22 protein-coding genes and 1 other annotated feature are annotated in these 25,457 nt (G+C 36.7%); of the genes, 21 read left to right on the plus strand and 1 reads right to left on the minus strand.

Features of this window, described 5'->3' with window-relative positions; all coding sequences use genetic code 11:
• The first annotated feature begins 2 nt into the window (after positions 1 to 2).
• The 14 genes from K412_RS0110025 to ilvB all read left to right on the plus strand — a co-directional run bounded on the left by K412_RS0110025 (position 3) and on the right by ilvB (position 19,469).
• Positions 3 to 1,469, plus strand: a complete 1,467-nt coding sequence (locus K412_RS0110025) for a S41 family peptidase (RefSeq protein ID WP_024832986.1) — start codon at positions 3 to 5, stop codon at positions 1,467 to 1,469.
• Between the two features lie 177 nt (positions 1,470 to 1,646).
• Positions 1,647 to 3,251, plus strand: a complete 1,605-nt coding sequence (locus K412_RS0110030) for a CTP synthase (RefSeq protein WP_024832987.1) — start codon at positions 1,647 to 1,649, stop codon at positions 3,249 to 3,251.
• A 226-nt stretch (positions 3,252 to 3,477) separates the two neighbouring features.
• Positions 3,478 to 4,164, plus strand: a complete 687-nt coding sequence (gene spoIIR, locus K412_RS0110035) for a stage II sporulation protein R (protein WP_024832988.1) — start codon at positions 3,478 to 3,480, stop codon at positions 4,162 to 4,164.
• A 144-nt stretch (positions 4,165 to 4,308) separates the two neighbouring features.
• Positions 4,309 to 5,004: an MgtC/SapB family protein gene (locus K412_RS0110040; protein ID WP_024832989.1), complete on the plus strand. Its 696-nt coding sequence runs from the start codon at positions 4,309 to 4,311 to the stop codon at positions 5,002 to 5,004.
• Positions 5,005 to 5,128: 124 nt separating this feature from the next.
• Positions 5,129 to 7,855, plus strand: a complete 2,727-nt coding sequence (locus tag K412_RS0110045) for a calcium-translocating P-type ATPase, SERCA-type (protein ID WP_024832990.1) — start codon at positions 5,129 to 5,131, stop codon at positions 7,853 to 7,855.
• A 312-nt stretch (positions 7,856 to 8,167) separates the two neighbouring features.
• Positions 8,168 to 9,115 (plus strand): ABC transporter ATP-binding protein, encoded by a 948-nt coding sequence (locus tag K412_RS0110050; protein WP_024832991.1) that lies wholly within the window; start codon positions 8,168 to 8,170, stop codon positions 9,113 to 9,115.
• Between the two features lie 2 nt (positions 9,116 to 9,117).
• Positions 9,118 to 9,822, plus strand: a complete 705-nt coding sequence (locus tag K412_RS0110055; RefSeq protein ID WP_024832992.1) for an ABC transporter permease — start codon at positions 9,118 to 9,120, stop codon at positions 9,820 to 9,822.
• Between the two features lie 5 nt (positions 9,823 to 9,827).
• Positions 9,828 to 11,249, plus strand: a complete 1,422-nt coding sequence (locus K412_RS0110060) for a GldG family protein (protein WP_242835598.1) — start codon at positions 9,828 to 9,830, stop codon at positions 11,247 to 11,249.
• A 3-nt stretch (positions 11,250 to 11,252) separates the two neighbouring features.
• Positions 11,253 to 12,677 carry a DUF4340 domain-containing protein gene (locus K412_RS0110065; protein WP_024832994.1) on the plus strand — a complete coding sequence of 475 codons (1,425 nt, stop codon included), beginning with the start codon at positions 11,253 to 11,255 and terminating at the stop codon, positions 12,675 to 12,677.
• Positions 12,678 to 12,743: 66 nt separating this feature from the next.
• A complete protein-coding gene (locus K412_RS0110070; protein ID WP_024832995.1) occupies positions 12,744 to 13,814 on the plus strand; it encodes a YkvI family membrane protein in 1,071 nt (356 codons plus the stop codon).
• Between the two features lie 87 nt (positions 13,815 to 13,901).
• Complete coding sequence (locus K412_RS0110075; protein WP_242835599.1) at positions 13,902 to 15,107, plus strand: DUF5711 family protein; 1,206 nt, start codon at positions 13,902 to 13,904, stop codon at positions 15,105 to 15,107.
• A gap of 21 nt (positions 15,108 to 15,128) precedes the next feature.
• Entirely contained in the window at positions 15,129 to 15,827 is a 699-nt protein-coding gene (locus tag K412_RS0110080; protein ID WP_024832997.1) for a CvpA family protein, read from the plus strand.
• 262 nt (positions 15,828 to 16,089) lie between these two features.
• Positions 16,090 to 17,748: a dihydroxy-acid dehydratase gene (ilvD, locus tag K412_RS0110085; RefSeq protein ID WP_024832998.1), complete on the plus strand. Its 1,659-nt coding sequence runs from the start codon at positions 16,090 to 16,092 to the stop codon at positions 17,746 to 17,748.
• Positions 17,749 to 17,789: 41 nt separating this feature from the next.
• Entirely contained in the window at positions 17,790 to 19,469 is a 1,680-nt protein-coding gene (gene ilvB, locus K412_RS0110090) for a biosynthetic-type acetolactate synthase large subunit (RefSeq protein WP_024832999.1), read from the plus strand.
• A gap of 205 nt (positions 19,470 to 19,674) precedes the next feature.
• Here the strand turns inward: ilvB and K412_RS0110100 are convergent, their stop codons facing one another.
• Entirely contained in the window at positions 19,675 to 21,306 is a 1,632-nt protein-coding gene (locus K412_RS0110100) for a DEAD/DEAH box helicase (RefSeq protein WP_024833000.1), read from the minus strand.
• A 220-nt stretch (positions 21,307 to 21,526) separates the two neighbouring features.
• Between K412_RS0110100 and rpmG the strand changes: the two genes are divergently transcribed.
• The 7 genes from rpmG to rplL all read left to right on the plus strand — a co-directional run bounded on the left by rpmG (position 21,527) and on the right by rplL (position 25,141).
• Positions 21,527 to 21,676, plus strand: a complete 150-nt coding sequence (rpmG, locus tag K412_RS0110105; RefSeq protein WP_012634757.1) for a 50S ribosomal protein L33 — start codon at positions 21,527 to 21,529, stop codon at positions 21,674 to 21,676.
• Positions 21,677 to 21,780: 104 nt separating this feature from the next.
• Positions 21,781 to 22,011: a preprotein translocase subunit SecE gene (secE, locus tag K412_RS0110110; protein ID WP_024833001.1), complete on the plus strand. Its 231-nt coding sequence runs from the start codon at positions 21,781 to 21,783 to the stop codon at positions 22,009 to 22,011.
• 60 nt (positions 22,012 to 22,071) lie between these two features.
• Positions 22,072 to 22,590: a transcription termination/antitermination protein NusG gene (gene nusG / locus K412_RS0110115; RefSeq protein WP_012634759.1), complete on the plus strand. Its 519-nt coding sequence runs from the start codon at positions 22,072 to 22,074 to the stop codon at positions 22,588 to 22,590.
• Between the two features lie 88 nt (positions 22,591 to 22,678).
• Positions 22,679 to 23,104 (plus strand): 50S ribosomal protein L11, encoded by a 426-nt coding sequence (rplK, locus tag K412_RS0110120; RefSeq protein WP_004619833.1) that lies wholly within the window; start codon positions 22,679 to 22,681, stop codon positions 23,102 to 23,104.
• Between the two features lie 111 nt (positions 23,105 to 23,215).
• Complete coding sequence (rplA, locus tag K412_RS0110125; protein WP_024833002.1) at positions 23,216 to 23,908, plus strand: 50S ribosomal protein L1; 693 nt, start codon at positions 23,216 to 23,218, stop codon at positions 23,906 to 23,908.
• 55 nt (positions 23,909 to 23,963) lie between these two features.
• Positions 23,964 to 24,119 (plus strand) — a sequence feature (ribosomal protein L10 leader region).
• 40 nt (positions 24,120 to 24,159) lie between these two features.
• Positions 24,160 to 24,690 (plus strand): 50S ribosomal protein L10, encoded by a 531-nt coding sequence (gene rplJ / locus K412_RS0110130; protein WP_024833003.1) that lies wholly within the window; start codon positions 24,160 to 24,162, stop codon positions 24,688 to 24,690.
• 67 nt (positions 24,691 to 24,757) lie between these two features.
• Entirely contained in the window at positions 24,758 to 25,141 is a 384-nt protein-coding gene (gene rplL, locus K412_RS0110135; protein ID WP_024833004.1) for a 50S ribosomal protein L7/L12, read from the plus strand.
• Positions 25,142 to 25,457 lie beyond the last annotated feature (316 nt).

Genomic DNA, 25,457 nt, shown 5'->3' on the forward strand with positions numbered 1-25,457 from the left:
AAATGAACAAATTAAAGCGAATTACGGTGATAATTCTTGTAATATCCATATCATTGACAGTATTTACTTCAGCAGCTTTTGCAGCTGACAGCAAATCTTCAGATGGAGAATATCTGCAAAGCGTTATAAACCTTATAAAACAGAAGTACAATGGAAATATCACTGATGAGGAGCTTTTACAGGGAGCTTTGAAAGGTATGTTCACTACTCTGGATCAGTATTCCGAATATTATACACCCGAGGAATTCGATAAATTCTATGGCTCTCTTGAAGGAGCAGTTGAAGGAGTCGGTATTTCTATGGAATTAATTAACAATAATTTGATAATTAACAAAGTTTTTGCAAATTCCCCTGCCAAAAAGGCAGGGGTTCTTTCAGGAGACAGGATAGTACAGGTTAACGGTGAATCGGTTCAAGGAAAGGAAATGCAAGAGGTTGCATCAAAGATTAAAGGTACTGCCGGAACTAAAGTCAAGTTGGGGCTAGTGAGACAGGGAATAAAGAATATGATAACTCTTGAAATGTACAGGGCACAAGTTGATTTGCCAAGTGTGCATTATGAAATAAGAGGAAAGATAGGATATATTCTTATAGATTCCTTTAGCCAGAATACATCAAAAGGCGTATCAGAAGCATTGAGCTATTTTGACAGTAAAAAAATTACATCAGTTGTTTTGGACTTACGTAATAATCCTGGAGGATATCTTGACCAGGCCATAGCGGTGGCCCAGAACTTTGTACCAAAAGGGATAATAACTACCCTGGACTATAAAGATTCAACCTTGGAAGATAAAAAGTTTTATTCTAAATTAGAGAAGATAAAATATAAACTTGCCGTGCTGGTAAACGAAAACACAGCCAGCGCTGCGGAAATATTAACAGGGGCAATAAAGGACACAAAAGCAGGTGTGGTAATCGGCAGCAAAACCTTTGGAAAGGCAAAAGTTCAGGAATCATTACCAATTCTGTCATATGATGCATATGGTAGATTTAATGAAGGCAGTGACAAAAAGTCTGCAAATGCCTATGACTTCGATTCATATATGACTGATTTGTCAGGATGGGCAAAAATGACTATAGGTCTTTATTATACTCCTAATGGAAATTGTATTGACTTAAAGGGAATTGAACCTGATATACAAGTAAAGGAGTCAACACCATTTGGAATACGTGTTAATCTGCTGGAGCCTATGTCTGTAACAGTAAAGCCTACACTTGGAACTCTTTATTATGATGTATTAAATGCGGAATGTGCATTAAAGCTTCTGAAATATGATATAGACACACCTGACTACATACTTGATGCAAAATCCGTAGAGGCTATAAAGAAATTTCAGAAAAGTAATAATCTGAGCAGTTCAGGTATTCTTGACTTTACTACTCAAAAGCTTCTTAACACAAAGATAAGTGAGCTTAAGCAAAAACAGGATGCAGTATATTCCAGAGCAGTTTCTGAATTATTGAAGTGAGTATTAATTTGAAAAAATTAAGTAATTCAAATAAATATATTGACCTTTGTTTTGCCAAAATATAAAATATTAAAAGTATGAGTAAAATGGATAAGTATTGTCTTATTATTAATAATTAATTAAACAATGCATTTCTATATATTGTAATTATGTGAACATATTGAGAGGAGCAGAACAATGTCGGTAAAGTATATCTTCGTAACTGGTGGTGTGGTTTCTGGCTTAGGCAAAGGAATAACAGCAGCATCATTAGGAAGGCTTCTAAAAGCAAGAGGAGTACATGTCACTATCCAAAAATTCGACCCGTATATAAATGTTGATCCCGGAACTATGAGCCCTTATCAGCATGGAGAGGTTTTTGTAACTGAAGATGGAGCAGAAACAGACCTTGACTTAGGTCATTATGAAAGGTTTATTGACGAAAATCTTAGCAAAAACAGTAATGTTACAACAGGGAAAATCTACTGGTCAGTTATCAGTAAAGAGAGAAAAGGTGATTTTCTCGGAGGTACGGTTCAAGTAATTCCACACATAACAAATGAAATAAAAGATAGAATTTACAGGGTTGGAAAATCCGAGAGAACAGATGTCGTTATTACCGAAATAGGAGGAACAGTAGGTGATATCGAGAGTCTTCCTTTTCTTGAATCAATCAGACAAGTTGCTACAGAGGTTGGAAGAGAAAATGTAATGTATATACATGTTACATTAGTACCATATTTGGGGAAATCAGGAGAATTAAAAACCAAACCTACACAGCACAGTGTCAAGGAATTGAGAAGTATCGGAATACAGCCTGACGTAATAGTGTGCAGAACTGAAAAGTATCTGTCTCAGGATATGAAGGACAAGCTCAGTCTGTTCTGTAATGTTCCTGAAGGTGCAGTTGTACAGAATCTTGATGCAGAGGTTCTATACGAAGTTCCATTAATGTTGGAAAAAGAAGGACTTGCCAAGATTGTGTGCAAGAGGTTAGGACTTGAATGTAAAGAACCAAATCTCACTGAATGGGAAGAAATGGTGAGAAGACAGAAGAATCCAAAGAGTTCTGTTACTATAGGTTTGGTTGGGAAATATGTTGAGCTTCATGATGCTTATTTAAGTGTAGCTGAATCACTTCGTCACGGTGGTATCGGAAATGATGTTGAAGTAGACATAAGATGGGTTAATTCCGAAGAAATAGAAAACGGAGATGTAAACACATTCCTTCAGGGAGTAGATGGAATCCTTGTTCCCGGCGGTTTTGGTGATAGAGGAATAGAAGGAAAGATAAAGGCTATAACTTATGCAAGAGAAAACAAAATACCTTTCTTTGGTATTTGTCTTGGTATGCAGATGGCTGTTGTAGAATTTGCAAGAAATGTTGCAGGTCTTCATGATGCAAACAGCTCAGAATTCGGAGAAACACCATATCCAGTAATTGACCTTATGCCTGACCAGCGTGATATAGATGAAATGGGTGGGACAATGAGACTGGGTGTTTATCCGTGTAAGATTATTGAAAACACAATGATAAAGAGCATTTATGCCGATGAGCTTATATATGAAAGACACAGACACAGATATGAGTTCAATAATGAATATCGCGATATATTTATAAAGAACGGAATGACACTTTCAGGTTTGTCTCCAAGCGGAAAGCTTGTTGAGACTATTGAAATAAAGGAACATCCGTGGTTTATCGGAGTTCAGTTCCATCCTGAATTCAAGTCGAGGCCAAACAAGCCTCATCCATTGTTTAAAGACTTTATTAGAGCCGCATATGAATATAAAAATAAATAAATACAGATAAAAAAGCTGCTGCACGAAGAATAAATATTCATCGGCAGCAGTTTTTTTATGGAAGCTTTTTTTTCATTTCTTGCATAATTAACCTTATAGTTGTCAACAATTATTCATAGATACTTATTTACTATAATTATGAACAAGGGACATAATTTTAGTAATTTAAAAATTTCTGTTAGTGCCATAGTAAAAAAGGCACATTGGGGATATGGAGGGGAATCAAATGAATAAGGGTTTGTCACTAAATAAATCAAGTATTTTAAAGGTATGCATTATAGTAGCGATTTTGATAGTATTTTCTTTGTGGATGCTATCTTACACATATGCAGAGGATGTAAATGCAGGATTGTCAGAGAATCTTGTAAGACTTCATGTAATAGCGAACAGTGATTCTGCAGCAGACCAGGAACTAAAGCTTAAAGTACGAGATGCAATTATTGAATATATGAAAGATAAACTTGCAACTTCACAAAATATTGATCAAACAAAAAAAATAATAAATGAGAACTTATCGAACATTGAAAATATTTCAAGAGATGTAATTAAAAAGAATAAAAGCAATTATTCCGTTAAGGCTTCGTTAGGGAACTACACCTTTCCTACAAAGACTTATGGTGATATAGCTCTTCCGGCTGGAGAGTATCAAGCATTAAGAGTGGTTATAGGAGAAGGAACCGGAGCAAACTGGTGGTGTGTGCTTTTCCCGCCTCTCTGCTTTATTGATGCAACGCACGGTACTATTCCTGATTCAGTTAAGAAGGATCTAAAAACATCATTATCTGCGGAAGAGTACAAACTTATTACCACATCTGATGAGGAGATACCTGTAAAAATTAAGTTTAAATTGGTGGAGTTCCTTGAAGGTTCTAAAGTAAGAATATCTGGAGTTATAAACAAGATGTTTAATTAAATCCTCCCGTGCTAAAAAGCTATGTAGTGTTGTTTGCTGCATAGCTTTTTATATTTCCAAAGAATTAATTATTCTAATTTTAATAAGTACTGATATAATTTAAGTAAAATATATAAATCTATAAAATAGGAATGGCGGTAATTTATGTGGATTATAAACTGGTTTAACAGTAACTCTGAATTTTATTTATCAATGATTATAAGGCTGGCACTGGCTTGTTTGCTAGGGGGGATTATAGGTTTTGAAAGGGAACATGTACATAGGCCAGCCGGTTTCAGAACCCATATATTGGTTTGTGTCGGCTCAGCACTAGTTATGATAACTTCCGAATATATATATTATAATTTTTCTTCTCATGTAAACACTGACCCTGCAAGGCTTGGAGCGCAGGTAATAAGCGGAATCGGTTTTCTTGGGGCAGGAACAATAATAAAAGAAGGAATAAGTGTAAAGGGGCTGACCACAGCAGCAAGCCTTTGGGCTGTGTCCTGTATAGGAATTGCAGTAGGAATAGGTTTTTATGTAGGAGCTTTTATTGCCACTGCTTGTATTTTTCTTACACTTGGTGTGGCAAAGAAGACACAAAGCAGAATGACTGTGAAAAAAAGTACACGAATATATGTACACACCCAAATTAAAAAAGGGGAAGTAAACGAGCTGTCAACGATTATTCGTGAAATGGGGGCACAGGTAAAAAAGACGGATTTTATAAGCAGTGAAAGAGATGGGGAAATGATTCTCAGATTTACTTTAGCTCCAAATATGCAGGTTTCGGTTGCCGAAATTATAGAAGCTATCCTTTGTAATGAGTCAGTAAGGCGTGTTTACGAAGAAGTCTAGAAAATTTTAAATAAATAAACATAATATATGTATGGACAACAAGTAAAATCTTGTACTATTTTTGTAATTCATCGAATAGACATATTTCTAGAATATAAGAAAGGTGATTTTCAAAGGTGACAAGATGAGTGTAACTGAATCCATGCTTAACTTTACTAACTCCGACAACCTTTTATCAAAGGGCCTTACTGATAAGGAGGCCAGACACAAACTTGAAAAACACGGACCCAATCTGTTGTCGGAAAGAAAAAAAATTTCCCCGATTAAAATTCTATTTGAGCAGTTTACTGATTTAATGGTTATAATCCTTATGATTTCAACTGTTATTTCGGGCTTTATGGGTGAGATGACAGAAGCAATCACAATAATAGCAATAATCGTAGTAAATGCAATAATGGGATTTGTGCAGGAGTACAGGACTGAGAGAACCATGGAGGCGTTAAAATCTCTTGCGGCACCCTATGCAAAGGTCATTAGAAATGAGCAGCAAGCAAGTATACCTGCAGAGGATATAGTTCCAGGAGATGTCCTTGTACTTGAGACTGGGGACAGGGTGGCAGCTGATGCTGCTATACTAGAATGTAACAGCCTTACCATTGACGAATCTCTTTTGACCGGTGAATCACTGCCAGTAGAAAAACACCGGTTAATGAACCCGAATGAATTAATGGACCCTTTTGATAAGAATACCTCTGTATACATGGGGACAGTTGTAACTGGGGGAAGGGCTAAAGCAGTAGTCTATGCTACAGGCATGAAAACAGAAATGGGAAGCATAGCGGACATGATTCAAAATATAGAGGACGACCAAACTCCACTTCAAAAGCGTTTGGGGCATTTGGGCAAATTTATAGCAATAGGATGTTTGATTATATGTGCAATAGTGTCCGTTACGGGAATAATGAGGGGCGAAAAGCTGTTCAACATGCTATTGTCAGGAATAAGTTTAGCAGTTGCAGCTGTTCCTGAGGGATTGCCAGCAATAGTAACAATATCTCTGGCCTTGGGTGTTCAGAGAATGCTGAAAAGAAATGCGTTGATACGCAAGCTGCCAGCAGTAGAAACTCTTGGTTGCGCCAGTGTTATCTGCTCAGATAAAACAGGAACTCTTACTGAAAACAAAATGACAGTGAGGAAAATGTATGCATCTGGCTACCAGCTTGACATAACAGGAAACGGCTATAATCTGGAGGGGAAATTTCTTGTTGATAACAAACCCTCTGACCCTTTAAGAGTTGACGGAGTCCGACTGGCTCTTGAAATAGGTGCACTATGCAATAACTCGGTAATTTCACGTCCTACCCCTGAGCATACCACTGTGGGAAAAATAAAATCAATTTTTTCAAAGCAAGAAAACTTCAAAATTTCAGGGGACCCTACTGAAATAGCTTTGACCATAGCTGCTGCAAAGGCCGGAATAAATGAAAGTTACCTAAACAGGTCATATAAACGTATTGATGAGATACCTTTTGACTCTGAAAGAAAATGTATGTCCATCATATGCAAAAATAGCGGTGGAGAGTTGCTTGTGTTTACAAAGGGAGCACCTGACGTGATTATTGACAAATGCAGTAGAATACTGTCTTCTCGGGGTGTTATCAAAATGGATGAACTCACCAGAAGGTCAATAATAAAACTTAATGATACAATGGCAAATGATGCACTGAGAGTTATAGGGGTGGCATACAGAAAACTTGAGACTGGTAAATATATTCCGGGTAAATCAAATATTGAAAATGAACTTATCTTTGTGGGCTTAATGGGAATGATTGATCCTCCCAGGAAGGAAGCTGTTGAGGCTGTCCGCAAATGCAAATTGGCAGGAATTAAACCTGTTATGATAACAGGAGACCACAAGCTTACAGCAACTGCCATAGCAAAGGAGCTAAATATATATTCATTGGGTGATAGAGTTCTGACTGGTCAGGAACTTGATGAAATGACCGAAGCTCAGCTTGAAAAAATGGCAGATTCCGTATCAGTTTATGCAAGAGTATCTCCAAAGCATAAACTGATGATTGTAAGGGCTTTAAGAAAGACCGGGCATATAGTTGCTATGACAGGAGATGGTGTTAACGATGCACCTGCAGTAAAAGAGGCTGATATAGGCGTATCTATGGGTATAACCGGAACGGATGTAACAAAGGAAGCCTCCTCAATGATACTGCTTGATGATAATTTTGCAACAATAGTTGCAGCAGTTGAAGAAGGTCGTGTAATCTATAATAATATCAGAAAATTTATCAGATATATGCTTGCATGTAACCTTGGAGAAGTATTGACAATGTTCCTGGGAATGTTAATGTGGCTGCCTATACCGTTAATGCCCATACAGATTTTGTGGGTAAACCTTGTTACTGACGGACTGCCTGCCATTGCTCTTGGACTGGATCCGCCTGAAAATGATATAATGTTCCGCCCTCCAAGAGGTGCAAATGATAATATATTCTCGCATGGTTTACTCAAATTGATAATAGCCCGAGGAATATTTATAGGATTAAGTACCCTGGGAGTATTTGTAACTGTCATGTATTTTGTAAACAATGTAGAGCTTGCCCGTACGGCGGCATTTATGACACTGGTACTTACTCAGCTGATTCATGTATTTGAATGTAAATCTGAAACGAAAAATATTTTTGAAATAGATATTTTTAACAATATGCCTTTGGTACTAGCTACTATATGCTCCCTTGCAATGATACTTACCGTTGTATATATACCTTCTCTTCAAGGCATATTTGATACAGTTCCACTTGGATTGAACGAGTGGATGCTTATTGCAGGGTTTTCCCTTATGGGGCCTGTTCTGTCAAGTCTTATTGGGATAAATAGAAAAAGAAGATTTTGCTGAGTGTTAAATAATAACTAAGGATATATTAAATTGGATGTTGTCCAATTTAATATATCCTTTTTTGTGTATACGGATGTATATACCACGACATATTTTGTAAAAAAACCGTGAATAAAAGGAGTTCCAAGCCTTTATGCTATATAATAGCTTGAAATGAACTGAAAAAAACTATATAATTTAGCAGATACTAAATGTTACATTTAGTTCATAGTTTATTAAAAAAAATTATGGATAATATATAACATGTGTATCATACAAAAACATGCCTAAAAAAGTGTTATAATGCACGGAAACAATTTAGGGGGGAAAATAATGATTGAAATTCAGAATTTGACCAAAAGTTATGGTCAGATAAAGGCTGTAGACGATATAAGTTTTACAGTTGAGAAAGGTGAAGTACTTGGTTTCCTAGGACCTAACGGTGCGGGAAAATCAACTACCATGAATATCATTACTGGTTTTATACCTTCAACAGAAGGAACTGTAAAAGTTAACGGTTTTGATATTATGGAAAGTCCTGCGGAAGTAAAAAGAAGGATAGGCTATTTGCCTGAACTGCCGCCATTATATATGGACATGACAGTATCAGAATATCTGAACTTTGCTGCAGATTTAAAAAATGTAAGTAAAAGGCAGAAAAAAAGCCAGATGACTGATATTATGGATTTGGTTAAACTAACAGATGTTAGAGGCAGATTGATAAAAAATCTTTCAAAAGGATACAAGCAAAGGGTTGGCTTGGCTCAGGCACTTATGGGCAATCCTGAAGTGCTTATTCTTGACGAACCTACAGTTGGTCTTGACCCAAAGCAGATAATAGAAATCAGAAAGCTGATAAAGGCTCTTGGAAAGCAGCATACCATAATATTGAGTTCACATATTCTGCCTGAAGTTAGTGCTGTTTGTGAAAGAGTTGTTATCATAAACAAAGGTAAAATAGCAGCGGTAGATACCCCTGAAAATCTTTCAAAGGGAATGGGTACTGTCAGCAAGATTTCTGCTACAATCGCCGGGCCTAAGAGTTCAATCATTGGATTTATCGAGGGAATTTACGGTATTAAATATGTAGAACCCCATATAGAAAAAGATAAGGATGTTGTTGAATACATTATTGAATCCGACAAAGAAGTTGACGTAAGACGTCCTCTTTTCTTTGCTATGGCTAAGGCGGGATACCCTATCATAGAGTTGAAATCACTTGATCTTACTCTTGAAGACATATTCCTGCAGCTTACCACACAGGAAAAGGAGGTTATATAATTATGTTTTCTATATTTAAAAAAGAATTCAAATCATATTTTACTTCGGCTACGGCTTACGTAATGATGGGCATGTTTGTTTTAGTTTCATCAATAATATTTTATATAAACCTTGTATCTCAGACTGCAGATTTTAGTTTTAACTTAAACTATATGTCTATAATACTTATAATTATAATTCCTATACTTACAATGAAGATTTTGGCTGAAGAAAGAAAGAGCGGTACGGAAGTAATGCTTATAACATCGCCTACCAGCTTGACCAATATTGTAGTTGGTAAATATCTTGCAGCTTTAAGTGTATTTTTAATAATGACAGTTATTACGTTTATATACCCCATAGTTCTTGCCATTTTTGGAGAACCTGCTATGTCCGAAATAATCGGCGGATATATAGGATTTATACTCTTAGGAACTTCATTCCTTGCATTTGGTTTATTTGCTTCATCATTAACCGAAAGTCAGATAGTGGCTGCAATAATAAGTGTAGTTGGTTTAGTACTTATGTGGCTGCTTCAAGGAATCGCTCCTGCACTTGGTGGAGTAACAGCTAAAGTGTTGAGCTGGTTCTCTCTGTTTTCAAGAACAGAAGATTTCTATGCCGGAATGCTTTCTCTTGCACCAATTGTGTACTACCTGAGTTTTTCGGCTATATTTGTATTTATTACAATTAGAATAATAGAAAAAAGACGTTGGAGTAAGGGGTGATAAAAGTGGGGAAATTGAAATTTATGAATAAAAGGTCTCTTAAATATGGGACAAATTCCATAATTCTAGTTGTTGTTGTTGTTGCAATAGCAATTGTTATAAACCTGCTTGTGGGAATGGGTAATTTCAGAATGGATTTAACTGCTGATAAATTATACAGCTTAAGTGACCAAAGTAAGGACATTATAAAGAAAATTAAAAAAGAAGTTACAATATACGGGTTATTTGATAATGGTACTATTCCGGGTGGTTCAGAATACAGAGAAATTACAGATCTTGTTAATGAATATAAGAATTTGGGGATAAAGGTTAAATACGTTGACCCTGATAAGGATCCTGGAACAATAACATCCCTTGACCCACAAAAGACACTGGGCCTATCGAAGGGTGATTTTGTTGTAAAATCAGGCAATAAGGTAAAAAAATTAGAGGCACAAGAGCTTTATGGTATGTCCAATCAACAGTATGGAGGAAGAACCTACAGTGCAGAGCCTCTTATAACAGGAGCTATAAAGTTTGTTGCTTCTGATGTAACTCCTGTTGCGTATTTTGTTGAAGGCCATAATGAGCTTTCGTTGAAGGAAGATCTTAATCAAGTTTCAAAGATACTGCAAAGTAATAACCTTGAAGTAAAGAGTCTTTCATTGCTTACTGAGAAAAGTGTTCCAGATGATTGCCAACTGTTAGTATTTGCATCTCCTCAAAAGGATTTGACTGATGAAGAAAAAATAAAACTCGATGCATATATTAAAAAGAACGGTAAGGCTATATTCATGTTTGACTCTTTAGAATCCAGCGATAAGTTAACTAACTTTGAAGAATCATTGAATTATTTTAACATAGGAATCAATTATGATAAGGTTAAGGAAAATGATTCAAACAGACACTTACCAAATGACGATTACGCACTTATAGGCAGCTTGGAAGAAAATGAAATAAATCAGGCATTCTCAGGTGCAAATTACCCTGTATTTATGCCTGATTCAAGAAGTATCAGTATTTTGAAGAATCAAAAAGACTGGTTAACAAATACTCAACTTATCACAACCACAAATAAGGCTGAATCTACTGACATAGTGGGCGGAAAAACTAACAAGGGACCGTTTAACTTAGCAGTAGCTGCAGAGATAAGCGGAGGCAGTAAGATATTGGTATTCGGTAATAGTAAATTCCTTAGTGACAGAGCTTTAGCAAGTCAGTACGGAACTTACTTCCAGTACGGAACAAACTATTTCCTTACTACGGTAGTTAACTGGATGCAAGATAAAACCAACGAGCAGACTATATCTAGCAAAATAGTTACTCCAAAGATATTAACGGTAAATGAAAGCCAGACTAAGGTTCTTTCAATAGTTCTAATCGGTGTGGTTCCTCTGTTGATTCTTGGTAGTGGTTGGTTCGTTTGGTACAGAAGGAGGCACTTGTAATATATGAAGTTATATAGAAATGCAATTATATTAGTTGTAGTTCTGGGACTTCTTGTAGGAGCGTATTTTTTCATTAATTACAAAAAATCCGGGACTACGGATCCAGCTAGCCAAACTACCGATACTGCAAAATCCATAAAAGTAATGGAAATGGATTCAGAAAAGATTACTTCAATTGAGTATTCAACTCCCCAAGGAAAGTTTTCTATAAAAAAGAAAGGCGACACTTGGGTAATGGATCCTGCATTTGAACTGGCATTAGATAAAAACACAGTAGACAATACTATAAGCAGTCTGGCTGACGTAGAGGCAAATAAGATTGTTTCTGAAAATTCCGAGCGTTTATCAGATTTTGGACTTGATAAACCTTCTGTGGTTAAAGTAGTATTGTCTGATGGAACTTCAAAGGAACTTGAAGTTGGAAATAAATCACCTACAGGAGAAGACGTTTACGTTAAAGTAAAAGGTCAACCAAAGATATATACTGTGGGTGGATATTATGAAGATATGATAAAAGTAACCAGAGGACATTTTGCATCAAAGCAAATACTTCCAGTAGAAGCAGTTGCTATAAAGAAATTTGAATATAAAAAAGACGGGCAGGTACAGTATTCTATAGACATCGACTCTGAGGCAGATATGAAGATAGTAGCTCCTATAAAGGAAGAAGCTGATACAACAAAGATTAGCCAGTTGGTAGAGAAAGTTGTACAGATGGAAATTAGAGATATTATTGAAGAAAAACCGGCTGATCTTGCCAAGTATGGTCTTGACGACCCTAGATATGAAGTTACTTATGCTGATAAAAAAACTTCTAAGACAGTTTTGCTAGGTGATAAGGTTGGGGCTGAAGCGGAAGCAAGTGATTTGTCTACCAATGGAAATGTTTTATATGCAAAGTTCTCCAATGCTAATATTGTATTCACTATAGATGTTTCTAATTTAACATTCCTTGATGTTAGTTTAAAGGACGTAATAAGCCCGTTTGTATGTATACCTAACATAAACGATGTTAGTAAGGTAGAATTAAGTATTGATGGTAAAACAACAGTTTCTGAGATACACACTGTTGAAGGTAAGAAGGAAGAGGAAAAGTTTAAGGTTGACGGTAAAGATGCAAACATGAAGGATAGTAACGACAAATCACTTTTCAAAGCCTTTTATCAGGCAATGATAGGTATAACCTTTAACAAGTATCAAGCTGATCTTAAACCTCAAGGAACACCTGAAATTACTATCAAATACCATATGAAAAAGGATAATAAAGTAGTAACTGTTGACTTTATTCCTAAGGATAGCAACTATTATTACGCAGTAAAAGATGGCGTCTATACAAATAGACTAGTTCTTAAAAACAAGTTTGATGAACCAGAAGGGGTAAGAGAAACTTTAAAAAATCTTCAAGAAGCCATAGCTAAAGCAAAATAAAATGTAATTTGCCAGGCAACTCCCACATAGAATTATATAAAAAATCTATGTTGGGGGTTGCTTTTTTTGATAAAAGGAGAAATATCTAATATACTCAAAGTTGCATTTTTATATATGGCAACAATAATAGGTGCAGGTTTTGCATCAGGTCAGGAAATTATACAATTCTTTTCAATTTATTATAAAGGAGGCTTTCTTGGCATAATTCTTGCAGGTGGACTCTTTTCAATAATAGGATACATAGTATTGAGCAAAGTTTATACCGAAAGAATAAGAAGCTACGATGAATTTCTATTTCCTATGATGGGCTATTTTCTGGGAAAGATAATGGAATTCATCGTAATGTTATTTATGGCATGTGTTATGAGTGTAATGACCGCTGGACTTGGTAACATTCTCATGAATATTATAGACCTGGATTACAGAGTTTGTGTAATCATAGGAAGTGCAGTGTGCCTCATAGCGATTTTAACCAATATAAAAGGAATTGTGGTGCTAAGCTCATTTATATCCCCGGTGCTTATTGCAGGAATAATATTTGTAGGTTGCTATATACTTGTATCAAAGGATACTTCAGTATTCAATATATCCAGTAAATTCAGTGTTATAACAAACAACTGGGTATTTTCAGCTATATTATATGTCAGCTACAACACAATACTGTCAACGGTACTCCTGACAGGAATGCTGCCATACTTGAAGTCAAAAAAAGTCAGTGCATGGGGAGGTGTACTGGGAGGAGGAATGTTAGGAGTTACTGCGTTAATTCTCAATTCTGCACTTTACTTTTTCTATCCTCACTCAATTACTTCGGAAATACCGGTATTAGGAATAATTCAAAATAATAGTAAGCTTTTATCGCAAATATACAGTGGAGTTCTAATATTAGCAATGTTCATATCAACAGTCACATCGGGATATTGTCTTGCAGACAGAATAAGCAAAAAAATGAAGCTTAATTACAAACTAGTAGCGGTAATACTATGTGTGATAACAGTACCTTTGACTTCTCTAGGATTTTCAAACCTTATATCAACCTTGTATCCTGTTTTTGGATATTTAGGATTATTTTTAATATTTGTAATAATATTCCAATATATAAGGGAAGCAATTACAAAAAGATATTCCAGAGGCTAACTATCTATTTGAACAAGGGAAACTGGATAAAATCATATTGATATGCTAAAATTCTGTTATAGCTTATAACTAAAGATGAAGTACGAGGTGAAATATTTGAACACTAATCCAAACCCTGAGTCCAATGTCATAAAATTTAAAAAATCTGGTATTGTCAGTGTAATATCATTTTTATTACTTTTAGCTGCTATTTCTGTAACTGCTTTTATTGTTTATTTAAAAAGCGAAGGCTACGATTTTTCAACAATGAGTGTAAAAGATGCGGTAGCCTATCTAAAAGATAAATCAAATGATAATGATACATCTTCAACTGAGATTACATTTTCTCAGGATGGAAGTGTTGATTGTAAATTATATGACGGTTACACAGTAATACTATCACAAGACAGTATCAAATGGTATGACCGTAAAGGGAAACTTCTTCAGGAGAATGCACTTACTTTGGCAAGGCCGGTACTGCGTATTTCAGAAAAATATATGGTAGTAGCTGATATATCAGGTAGGGACATATTTTTTTACAAGGGCAAAAAGCAGCTTTGGTCGAAAAAACTTGACAATCAGATAATTAACTTGGATGTCAGTGATGATGGTTATTGTACTGTTGTAACACAGTCAAAGGAATTCAAATCTGCAGTTCAGGTTATAGACATTAACGGTTTGGAAACGTATACAAAACTATGTGCACAGGACATTGTAGTGTCTGCAAAATCCATTCATGATGGTAATGACGTATTCATAAACAAATTAACTACAGACAGTGTTAAAACCGGGACCATACTGGAATTCAATAACATATATGACGAAAAGCCTTTTGCATCATTAAACATTACAGATACAATTATTCCCTTGGTGTTTGAGCAAGGTGACAATGTAGTAGCAGTTGGACAAAATATGATTCTTTATTTGGACAAGCAGGGTAAGGAAGTATGGAAAAAAAATGCTGAATCCATTTTCTGTGTTGCACCCGAGATTGAAAAATACATAGTAGTTGCGGGCAAATTTTCAAACGAAGGGGAAATTTCCGGGCAGCAGATTGTTGTTTTAGACAAAGAAGGGAATACTCTATACAGTTTTGAGCAGCCGGAGAACATTATTGGAATGGATATATATGGAGGCAGACTGTTGCTTCGTACTCAAAGAAGTGTATATCTATACAGTGTAAAAGGTAAAAAACTTGGCCAGTATTCAGCTCGAAATGAATTGAAGGATGCTTATCTTGTGGGAGATAATGAGGTCATTATTGTTGCGGGAGGCTCCATAGAAACTGTAAAGATAGATGAAAGTACGACTTAATACACTAAGGAAGGAAACAGTATGAACTGGGCAGATTTTGCAGTCTTAATTATTATAGCCGTATTTACTTTTATTGGATTAAAAAATGGTTTTCTTTATTCAGTATTCAGACTATTGTCATACATTTTGTCTGTTATATTTGCAGTTAAATTCTATCCTGTCCTTTCAGAAATTCTTCAGAATACAGTCTTATATGAAAGTGTAAAAATGTCTGTAATAAGAGGATTAATGAAGCAGCAGGGGCAGACAGTATCTCATGCTGGAGACACAGTGGCACAAACAGTAGTTGACGGCTTAAAACTGCCGGGTTTTTTAAAAGATTCCATACTCGAACACGTTCAAAATAGTAATATATTTGACTTAACAGGAGTAATAAATGCTGTTGGCTCTGAAATAGCTTCACTTGTAATGAATATATTAAGTTTAATCTTAATTTATGTTATCATAAGGTTTGGACTCATATTTGCAAAGATTATAATAAAAACTATTGCCAGAGTTCCTGTATTCCGTCAGCTTGACAAAACAGGAGGAATAGTGCTGGGTGCTGTAGAGGGAATACTTGCGGTTTATGTTATTTGTGCAGTTCTTGTACTGTTCAGTGCTTTTCCGAAATTCAGCTCATCTATAGAGGAAATAGAAAAATCTATGTTTGCAGGGCATTTTTATGAAAATAATTTTATTGTTAGCTGGATATCACCAGAGGATATCCAGAAGAATTAATGTTTTTTATTTAATACGCTACTTCAGTTAATGTTTTTTATTAAATTCGCGCTATCTTATAGACACACTTCCATCTAAATAGTAGAATGATGTTACCTTAAAAAAACAGTTTCTTACAATATCATATTGTATTTTAATAATATAGCTGATACGCAGTCTTGGAATTTTTCCGGCTGTTTTTTGTATATTTATGCGTATTGAGTAATAATATTCGAGACTTGATAAAAATATTGGATTGCTGTAGAGAAGAGGAGGCTTTGATATGAGAAGCGATGTAGTAAAAAAAGGTATAGAAAAAGCGCCCCATAGATCACTATTCAAGGCTATGGGTTATACCGATGAAGAACTGGAAAGACCGCTAATAGGAGTGGCAAATTCAAAAAGTGAAATAATACCTGGACACATTCATCTAGATAAAATAACTGAAGCGGTAAAAGCCGGAATCAGAATGGCCGGCGGAACACCCATAGAATTTGGTGCAATAGGCGTGTGTGATGGAATAGCAATGGGACATACGGGAATGAAATATTCACTTGCAACCAGAGAACTAATCGCTGACTCATGTGAAGCAATGGGAAGGGCGCACAGTTTTGACGGAATGGTTTTCATTCCCAACTGTGATAAGATTGTACCGGGAATGCTTATGGCTGCTGCAAGAATAAATATTCCTTCTATAGTTATCAGCGGAGGGCCTATGCTTTCTCTTAACAGGGACGGAAAACAGCTTGACCTCAACAGTATGTTTGAGGCTGTTGGCTCATATAAAGCAGGTACAATGACAAAGGAAGAAGTGGATGATATTGAAAACCATGCATGTCCCGGTTGTGGTTCCTGTTCGGGAATGTTTACGGCAAACTCCATGAACTGCCTTACGGAAGTATTGGGAATGGGGCTTACTGGAAACGGAACAATACCTGCTGTATATGCAGAGCGCATAAGACTGGCAAAGTACGCAGGAATGAAAATCATGGAACTTGTAGAAAAAGACATCAAGCCTTCTGACATCCTCACAAATGAGGCTTTTGAAAATGCATTAACGGTGGATATGGCTCTTGGATGTTCAACAAACTCAGTGCTTCATCTCCCTGCCATTGCAAATGAAATCGGCATAGAGATAAACCTTGACATTATTAACGAAATTAGCTCTAGAACTCCAAATTTGTGCAAGTTGGCTCCGGCAGGAAAATATCATATACAAGATTTATACAATGCAGGCGGCGTTCAGGCTGTCATGAGCGAATTGGCTAAGAAAGATTTGCTCCACCTAGACTTAATAACAGCTACAGGCAAAACAGTAAGAGAAAATATTCAAAATGCGAAAGTAAAGGATTATGAAATAGTAAAAAGTATAGATGCACCCTACAGTACTACTGGAGGGATAGCCGTATTAAGAGGTAATATTGCACCTGACGGAGCAGTTGTGAAAAAATCGGCTGTAGCTGAAGAAATGCTGGTTCATACAGGGCCTGCAAGAGTATTTGACAGCGAAGATGAAGCAATTACGGCTATATATAACGGACAAATAAATAAAGGTGATGTCGTAATAATTCGCTATGAAGGACCCAAAGGTGGTCCGGGCATGAGAGAAATGTTGGGGCCTACATCAGCAATTGCGGGAATGGGGTTGGACAGTGATGTTGCACTAATCACAGACGGTAGGTTCTCTGGTGCATCCAGGGGAGCTTCAATCGGTCATGTATCACCGGAAGCAATGGAAGGGGGCCCTATAGCACTTGTTCATGAAGGTGATATAGTGGACATTGATATACCTGCAGGACGTATTAATATTCGGGTATCCGATGAAGAGATGGCAAAGCGTAGAGAGGCATGGAAAACTCCAGAGCCAAAGATTACTACAGGGTATCTTGGAAGATATGCAAGGCTGGTTACATCAGCAAGTACGGGAGCGGTACTTAAATAATTTTGGAATCAATAATGAATAAAAGGGAGAGTGATGTGCGTATGAAACTGTCAGGTGCTGACGTTATTATAGAATGTTTAAAAGAGCAGGGTGTTGATACGGTTTTTGGATATCCGGGAGGTCAGGCAATAATAATATATGATGCCTTGTACAGGGCAAGAAATGAAATACGGCACATACTTACCTCTCATGAGCAAGGAGCATCACATGCGGCGGATGGATATGCCCGAGCAACTGGTAAGGTTGGAGTATGTATAGCAACTTCAGGACCAGGTGCCACAAACCTGGTAACAGGTATAGCAACAGCATACATGGATTCTGTCCCAATGGTTGCAATAACAGGGCAGGTGCCTACTACACTGTTGGGAAAAGACTCCTTTCAGGAAGTGGATATTACCGGAATAACTATGCCCGTAACAAAGCACAACTTTATAGTAAAGGATGCTGCACAGCTGGCACAGACCATCAGAAAGGCTTTTGCCATTGCCAAAGAAGGCAGACCAGGTCCTGTATTGGTTGATGTGTGTAAAGATGTTACAGCAGCGGAAGTGGAGTATACACCCCAAAAGCCGGATAAAGGCGATTATCAATCAACAAAGGTGGCTGAAATAGCTACAGAGGATTTGGATAGAGCTATGCAAGCCATAAACGAAGCTAAAAGACCTTTATTACTCTCGGGAGCAGGGGTTGGTATAGCTGGCGCTGAAAGGGAAATATTGGATTTAGCTGAAACAGCAGCGATTCCCGTATGTACATCACTTATGGGATTGGGTACATTTCCCGGATTACATCCCTTATATACCGGTATGGTTGGTATGCACGGAACAAAAGCTTCTAATTATGCCGTACATAGCTGTGATTTGCTTATAGTTGCTGGCTCTAGATTCAGTGATAGAATTGTAAGCAATATAAACACATTTGCACCTGAAGCGAAGATAATGCATATAGATGTGGATCCTGCTGAAGTCAGTAAAAATGTGAGAGCAGATTATCCACTTGTTGGTGACATAAAGAAAATACTAAAAACGTTGCTAAAAGGCATAACTTATAAAAGAGATACAGAGTGGGTAAAAAAAGTATTAGAATGGAAGGAAATCTATCCCTTAAAATATGATAGTTCAGAAACGGTAATTAAGCCACAGTACATTATGGAAAGAATATTTGAGCTTACTAAAGGTGATGCGATAATAACAACAGAAGTAGGACAACACCAAATGTGGGCGGCTCAGTATTTTAAGTATAATAGGTTCAGACAGTTTATATCCTCAGGGGGCTTAGGAACAATGGGCTATGGGCTTGGAGCCTGTATTGGAGCACAGCTTGCCAGACCTGATAAAAAGGTAATAAATATTGCTGGAGACGGAAGCTTCAGAATGAATTGCAGTGAACTTGCTACAGCGGTTGAATATAAACTTCCGATAATAATCGCACTTTTTAACAATAAAGCACTTGGGATGGTCCGTCAGTGGCAGGAATTATTCTTCGGAGGAAGATTCAGTCAGACATCAATTGACAGGGGAACAGATTTTGTAGCATTGGCTGAAGCCTTTGGGGCAAAAGGTATAAATGTAAATCACCCGACTCAAGTTGACGAAGCTATTAATACGGCTTTATCTGAAACTCACCGTCCAGTGCTTTTGAATTTTGAAATTGACAAGGACGATAAAGTATTTCCTATAGTTCCGCCGGGAGCCGGATTGAATGAAGTGGTTGATTGTTAACTAATATTGAGGATGATAAAGAGGCTATCTCAAAACAAAACACTTACTGTCTTGACACAAGTACACCCGTATAAACTTGTATCAATGATTGCTTCCAAGGTATTTGCAAGTGTTTCTATCATTGATACAAGTTATACTCATGTACAGGTTAAAAAAGATAAAGAATTAGTTTTGTAACAGCCCCTTCATGTTTGGATTTAACAGCTTATCTGCCAAAAATTTTATTAAGAATTCTCTTGATTAAAGGCTGCTGTTTCTTTGTATTAGTATTGCTGACAGAACTTTCAGCGTTAACAACCCCATAGGTTTGGATGGCACTATTAGTCGGAGCGACTGCAGAACGTCTCTTATCAGCTGAGCTTAACCCAAGTGTACTATTGGGTGAAACATGTCTTGTAACCGAGCGAATTGGAGGTTTGGAACTCCTAATATGAGAAACTGCCTGCCTGGACTGCTTCTTGTCAGAATGTATTGTATTAATATTTTTAATTCTTTCAGACCTTGGCTCAGAGGATAATGGTTTTCCTACTGGCTTTCTCTGAACTGCCGTATGTTTTGGATAATTTGCTTTTGGTCTAGATACTCTCTGAGAATCATTGCTGTGTACGTTTTTCTTTTTAATATTAGTTGAGTCGGAAGAAGTTAAACGAGGTGCTTTTTCCTTCAAAGAATTAGCTTTTATCCATTGGGTTGCCTCATTAAGTGCCTTATTAAATGCTTCCTCATCTGGCAACTCCTCCTCAGGTATCAAAGCTCCAATATGTTCTTCAATTTCGTATAAACTAATAATGTCATCGCTCGTAACAAGGGAAAAAGCGCGACCATCGTGTCCCGCTCTACCAGTACGGCCGATTCTATGGACATAGTTATCCTTATCGTTGGGGACATCGTAGTTTATTACCAGAGAAAGGCCTTCAATATGGATACCTCTTGCTGCAACATCAGTTGCCACCAGTAAGTGGAACTTTCCCTGTTTGAACTGTTGCATGGTATTTAGGCGTTTACTTTGAGGAATATCACCGTGAAGTGCCTGAGAAGCAAATCCCTTTTTTGTAAGGAAGTTTTGAACTCTGTTAACAGTAGCTTTAGTATTGCAGAAAATCATACAGCTTTCTGGCTTTTCTACTATAAGCAGGCGATACAACTGAGTATTTTTTTCATTATAATTGACTCTGTAATACACCTGATGGATAGTATCCACAGTCTTAGTCTGGGACTCGATTTCAATAGTAGTTGGATTTCGCATATACCGACTGCAGATATTATGTATCTCAGGAGGCATAGTAGCAGAAAACAGAAGAGTTATTCTCTCTTTTGGCAAAGTTTTTATAATCCTTACAACCTGGTCAAGGAATCCCATGTCAAGCATTCTGTCCGCTTCGTCCAACACTAGGAAACGAATATTTTTTGTGATGAGTGAGCCGTGACTTATGTGATCAATTACGCGTCCTGGAGTACCTGTAACAATTGTTACACCTTTTTTAAGAACCTGAGTTTCTACATTGATATTATGTTGACCATATACTGCAGTAGTTTTATGTTTGAGATACTTTGCCATTTTGCGAATATCGCTGTCCACTTGTACTGCTAGTTCTCTTGCTGGAGTCAAAATAAGTCCTTGAGGACCTTCAGCTTCAGGAGCAGTCATTTGTAGCATTGAAACACCGAAAACTGCTGTTTTTCCGCTACCTGTCTTGGACATAACAATCAAGTCTTCATTATCAAGAATATGTGGAATAGCCTTACTCTGGACTTCAGTGGGAGTTTTGAAACCCATGTTGTCAATTGCTTTTAAAATAGGGGCAGATATGCCCAATTCATTAAATGTGTTGTTCATTGTAATCTTCTTTCGTTAAAATTATATTGTTAATTATAACATTTAGTTAATAGTTGTTCTACATTATGAAGGAAGAAAACAGGTTGTGAGTAAAAACACTGCTTGACTTTTTAATATATATATGTTAAATTTATTATTGCTCCTGTGTAAGTCTTTTTTTTATGTCCAAAAAGTTATATATACGGAGCAAATACAATTTGAGCGGCTGGAGGTGTTATTGATGAGAGTTAAGATTACGCTCGCATGTACTGATTGTAAACAGAGAAATTATTCTAATATAAAGAATAAGAAGAATGACCCAGATAGACTGGAACTTAAAAAATATTGCAAATTCTGTCACAAGCACACTGTTCATAAGGAAACAAAATAATTTTGTGAAATAGGGCGGCAATGTTTAATTATACGTATTTTGTGTCAACAATTACGGTATAACTGCCAATTATATTTAAATATTATTATTGGGAAGTGATTAAAATGGCTGAAAACGAGGTTAAAAAAGTATCTCGGTTAAAGAAGAGTGGCCAAGGAATTGTAAAGTTATATAAAGAGGTCAAAGCTGAGCTGAAGAAAGTTATTTGGCCAAATAGAACTCAGCTTATAAACAATACCGCGACAGTACTTATTTTCTGCCTGATTGTTGGCGCGATAATATGGGTTGCTGATTTCGGATTTACGAAGCTCGCTGAGGTTGTATTTACAAGGTAATTGGTTTATAAGAAATAGAGGGAGGACATGGGGCTCTTGTTGGATGGGCCTGTTTTTGATATGTCTGAAGAAACTAAGTGGTACGTTGTTCATACCTATTCAGGGTATGAAAACAAAGTTAAAGCAAATCTTGAAAAGATAGTTGAAAACAGAAGTATGCAGGATTACATCGTTGACATTGTTGTTCCGATGGAAGAGCAGATTGAGATCAAGGATGGCAAGAAAAAGGCTACCCTTAAGAAGGTATTTCCGGGGTACGTTCTTGTCAAAATGATTATGTCGGACGAGTCTTGGTATATCGTTAGAAATACCAGAGGGGTTACCGGCTTTGTAGGACCTGGATCAAAACCTGTGCCTTTATCTGATGAGGAAGTTAAGGCAATGGGAGTTGAGGAATTTGCTCCTGAAGTAGACTATGAAGTTAATGATAATGTCAGAGTTACATCCGGACCTCTTGAAAACTTTATCGGGATTGTCGAAGAGATTAATCTTGAGAAAAAGAAGGTTAGAGTTTCTGTTTCAATGTTTGGCAGAGAGACTCCTGTTGAACTCGAATTGACACAGATTCAGAAAATTTAGGCCATAAGGCAGATAAGACAGCCAGACTGTTTTATCATTTTAATAAATCAAAATAAGCAATTGGTAAGAAATTTGGGAGGTGGAATTAATGGCAAAGAAAATTGCAGGTTACGTAAAACTTCAAATTCCTGCGGGGAAGGCAACTCCGGCTCCACCGGTTGGACCAGCATTAGGACAGCATGGCGTTAACATTATGGGTTTTTGTAAGGAATTTAACGAGAGAACAGCAAAAGATGCAGGACTTATTATTCCTGTTGTTATAACAGTATACGCTGATAGATCTTTTTCCTTCATAACAAAGACTCCTCCAGCGGCTGTTCTTCTGAAAAAGGCGTGCAAAATTGAGAGCGGTTCTGGTAAGCCAAACAAGGATAAAGTTGCGAAAATAACAATGGATGAAGTCCGTAAAATAGCTGAGCAGAAAATGCCTGATTTGAATGCGGCAAGTGTTGATGCAGCAGCAAGAATGATTGCTGGTACAGCTCGCAGTATGGGTATCGTAGTAGTTGAATAATTTTCAGGCGATGTACGAAAGTGCAAAGACTGCTCATAGTGCAGTTTTGACAATTCGTGGGAGGAAACATTAAGTTTCCGACAATAATTAACCACTTAAGGAGTGTGACAAATGTTTAGAGGAAAGAAGTATCAAGAAAGCTCAAAACTTATTGATAGATTAAAGCTTTATGAACCTTCAGAGGCTCTTGAACTTGCTCAGAAAACTGCTAAGGCAAAGTTCGATGAGACAATCGAAGTTCATGTTAAGCTTGGTGTTGACTCCAGACATGCAGACCAACAGGTTAGAGGTGCGGTAGTACTTCCTCACGGAACTGGTAAAAAGGTTAGAGTGTTGGTATTTGCAAAAGGAGATAAGGCTAAGGAAGCAGAACAAGCCGGAGCTGATTTTGTTGGTGCTGAAGAATTAGTATCAAAAATTCAGAACGAGAACTGGTTTGATTATGATGTAGTAGTAGCAACTCCAGACATGATGGGTGTTGTTGGTAGATTAGGTAAGGTACTTGGTCCTAAGGGCCTTATGCCTAACCCAAAAGCAGGTACTGTATCAATGGATGTAGCTAGAGCTATTGCCGATATTAAAGCCGGTAAGATTGAGTACAGACTTGATAAGACAAATATAATTCACTGTCCTATCGGAAAAGCATCATTTGGTAATGAGAAGCTCATGGATAATTTCCGTACTCTTCTTGGAGCCATTATAAAGGCTAAGCCAGCTGCTGCAAAAGGTCAGTATTTAAAGAGTGTTGTTGTTACTTCAACAATGGGACCTGGTATAAAAATCAATCCATTGAGAGTTGAATAATACAGAGTAAAAAAAAGGTACTTTACAAATAGCTTGTTTAGTATTATTATGTTATAGGAAATTAAATATTGTGCCATAGACAGTAGGTGCTCAAGGAATTTTATTCCCCAAGCATAATTGATTAGGAATCATCCTACCGAGGTTTTATTAATAACGAATTAATTACCCTTTGTATGTCTATGCACAAACAAAGGGTTTTTTATTTATATTTTATATAAATAAATCGCTATATACAAAAGGAGGTGGATGTTTTGCCTAGTAACAAGATTCTTGAACAGAAGAAACAAGTTGTAACAGATTTAACTGAAAAGATAAAGTCTGCACAATCAATTGTACTTGCTGATTATAGAGGATTAACTGTTGAACAGGACACAGAACTCAGAAACGCTCTTAGAAAAGCCGGAGTTGAGTACAGGGTAGTTAAGAATTCATTAACAAGCCTTGCAATGAAGGAAAGCGGCCTTGAGTTAGATGACTTTTTGGTAGGACCAACATCTATGGCTATCAGTTCAACTGATGCTGTAGCACCTGCAAAGGTTCTTTCAGAGTTTGCTAAGAAGTTTGAGAAACTCGAACTTAAAGTAGGTGTTGTTGAAGGTAAGGTTATAGACCTTGAAGGTATTAAGGCTCTTGCTGAATTACCATCACGTGAAGTGCTTATTGCAAAGGTTTTGGGTGGCTTCAATGCTCCTATATCCGGTTTTGTAAATGTATTGAACGGAAATATGAGAGGTTTGGTTGTAGCATTAAATGCTATTGCTGAACAAAAAGCAAATGCTTAATTTTATTTAAGAAGTTTTAAATATTAAAAAATTACTAAAAACAAAAATTATTTGGAGGTATTATACAATGGCTAGCGAAAAGGTTTTAAAGTTAATTGAAGATGTAAAGAATTTAACAGTATTAGAATTATCAGAACTCGTAAAGGCTCTTGAAGAAGAATTCGGAGTATCAGCAGCAGCTCCTGTAGCAGTTGCAGCAGCACCTGCAGCAGGTGGAGCAGCTCCATCAGCAGATGAAAAGACTGAATTCAACGTTATATTGAAGGACGTTGGAGCAGACAAAATCAAGGTTATCAAAGTTGTTAGAGAAGCAACTGGTCTTGGTTTGAAAGAAGCTAAGGATCTCGTTGATGGCGCACCTAAGACTATCAAAGAGAACGTTTCAAAGGAAGAAGCAGCTTCAATCGAAGCTAAATTCAAGGAAGTTGGAGCAACTGTTGAAATTAAGTAATTTTAACTTAATAAAAAGAGGCACTCAGTGTGAGCGCCTCTTTTTTTAAAATATAAGTTAAATTAAGTTTGGTTTAAGTTAAATGTATGAAATATGTAGAAAAACAAAACAAAAAAACGCCTTATTTAATGCGTTTTTACAATTGACAAGCTATATATGCTATGATATAATTATACACTGCATTAAAATTCTATTATCATTTCCAAGTCGAAAATTTCGTACTTGATGTACATAATTATAGCATATACGAATAAACAAGACAATAATTGTTAATAATATTTTAATGTTTGCTATGGGTTTATTATATGTAGGTTTT

This window comes from Ruminiclostridium josui JCM 17888, assembly GCF_000526495.1.
GTDB lineage: Bacteria > Bacillota > Clostridia > Acetivibrionales > DSM-1351 > Ruminiclostridium > Ruminiclostridium josui.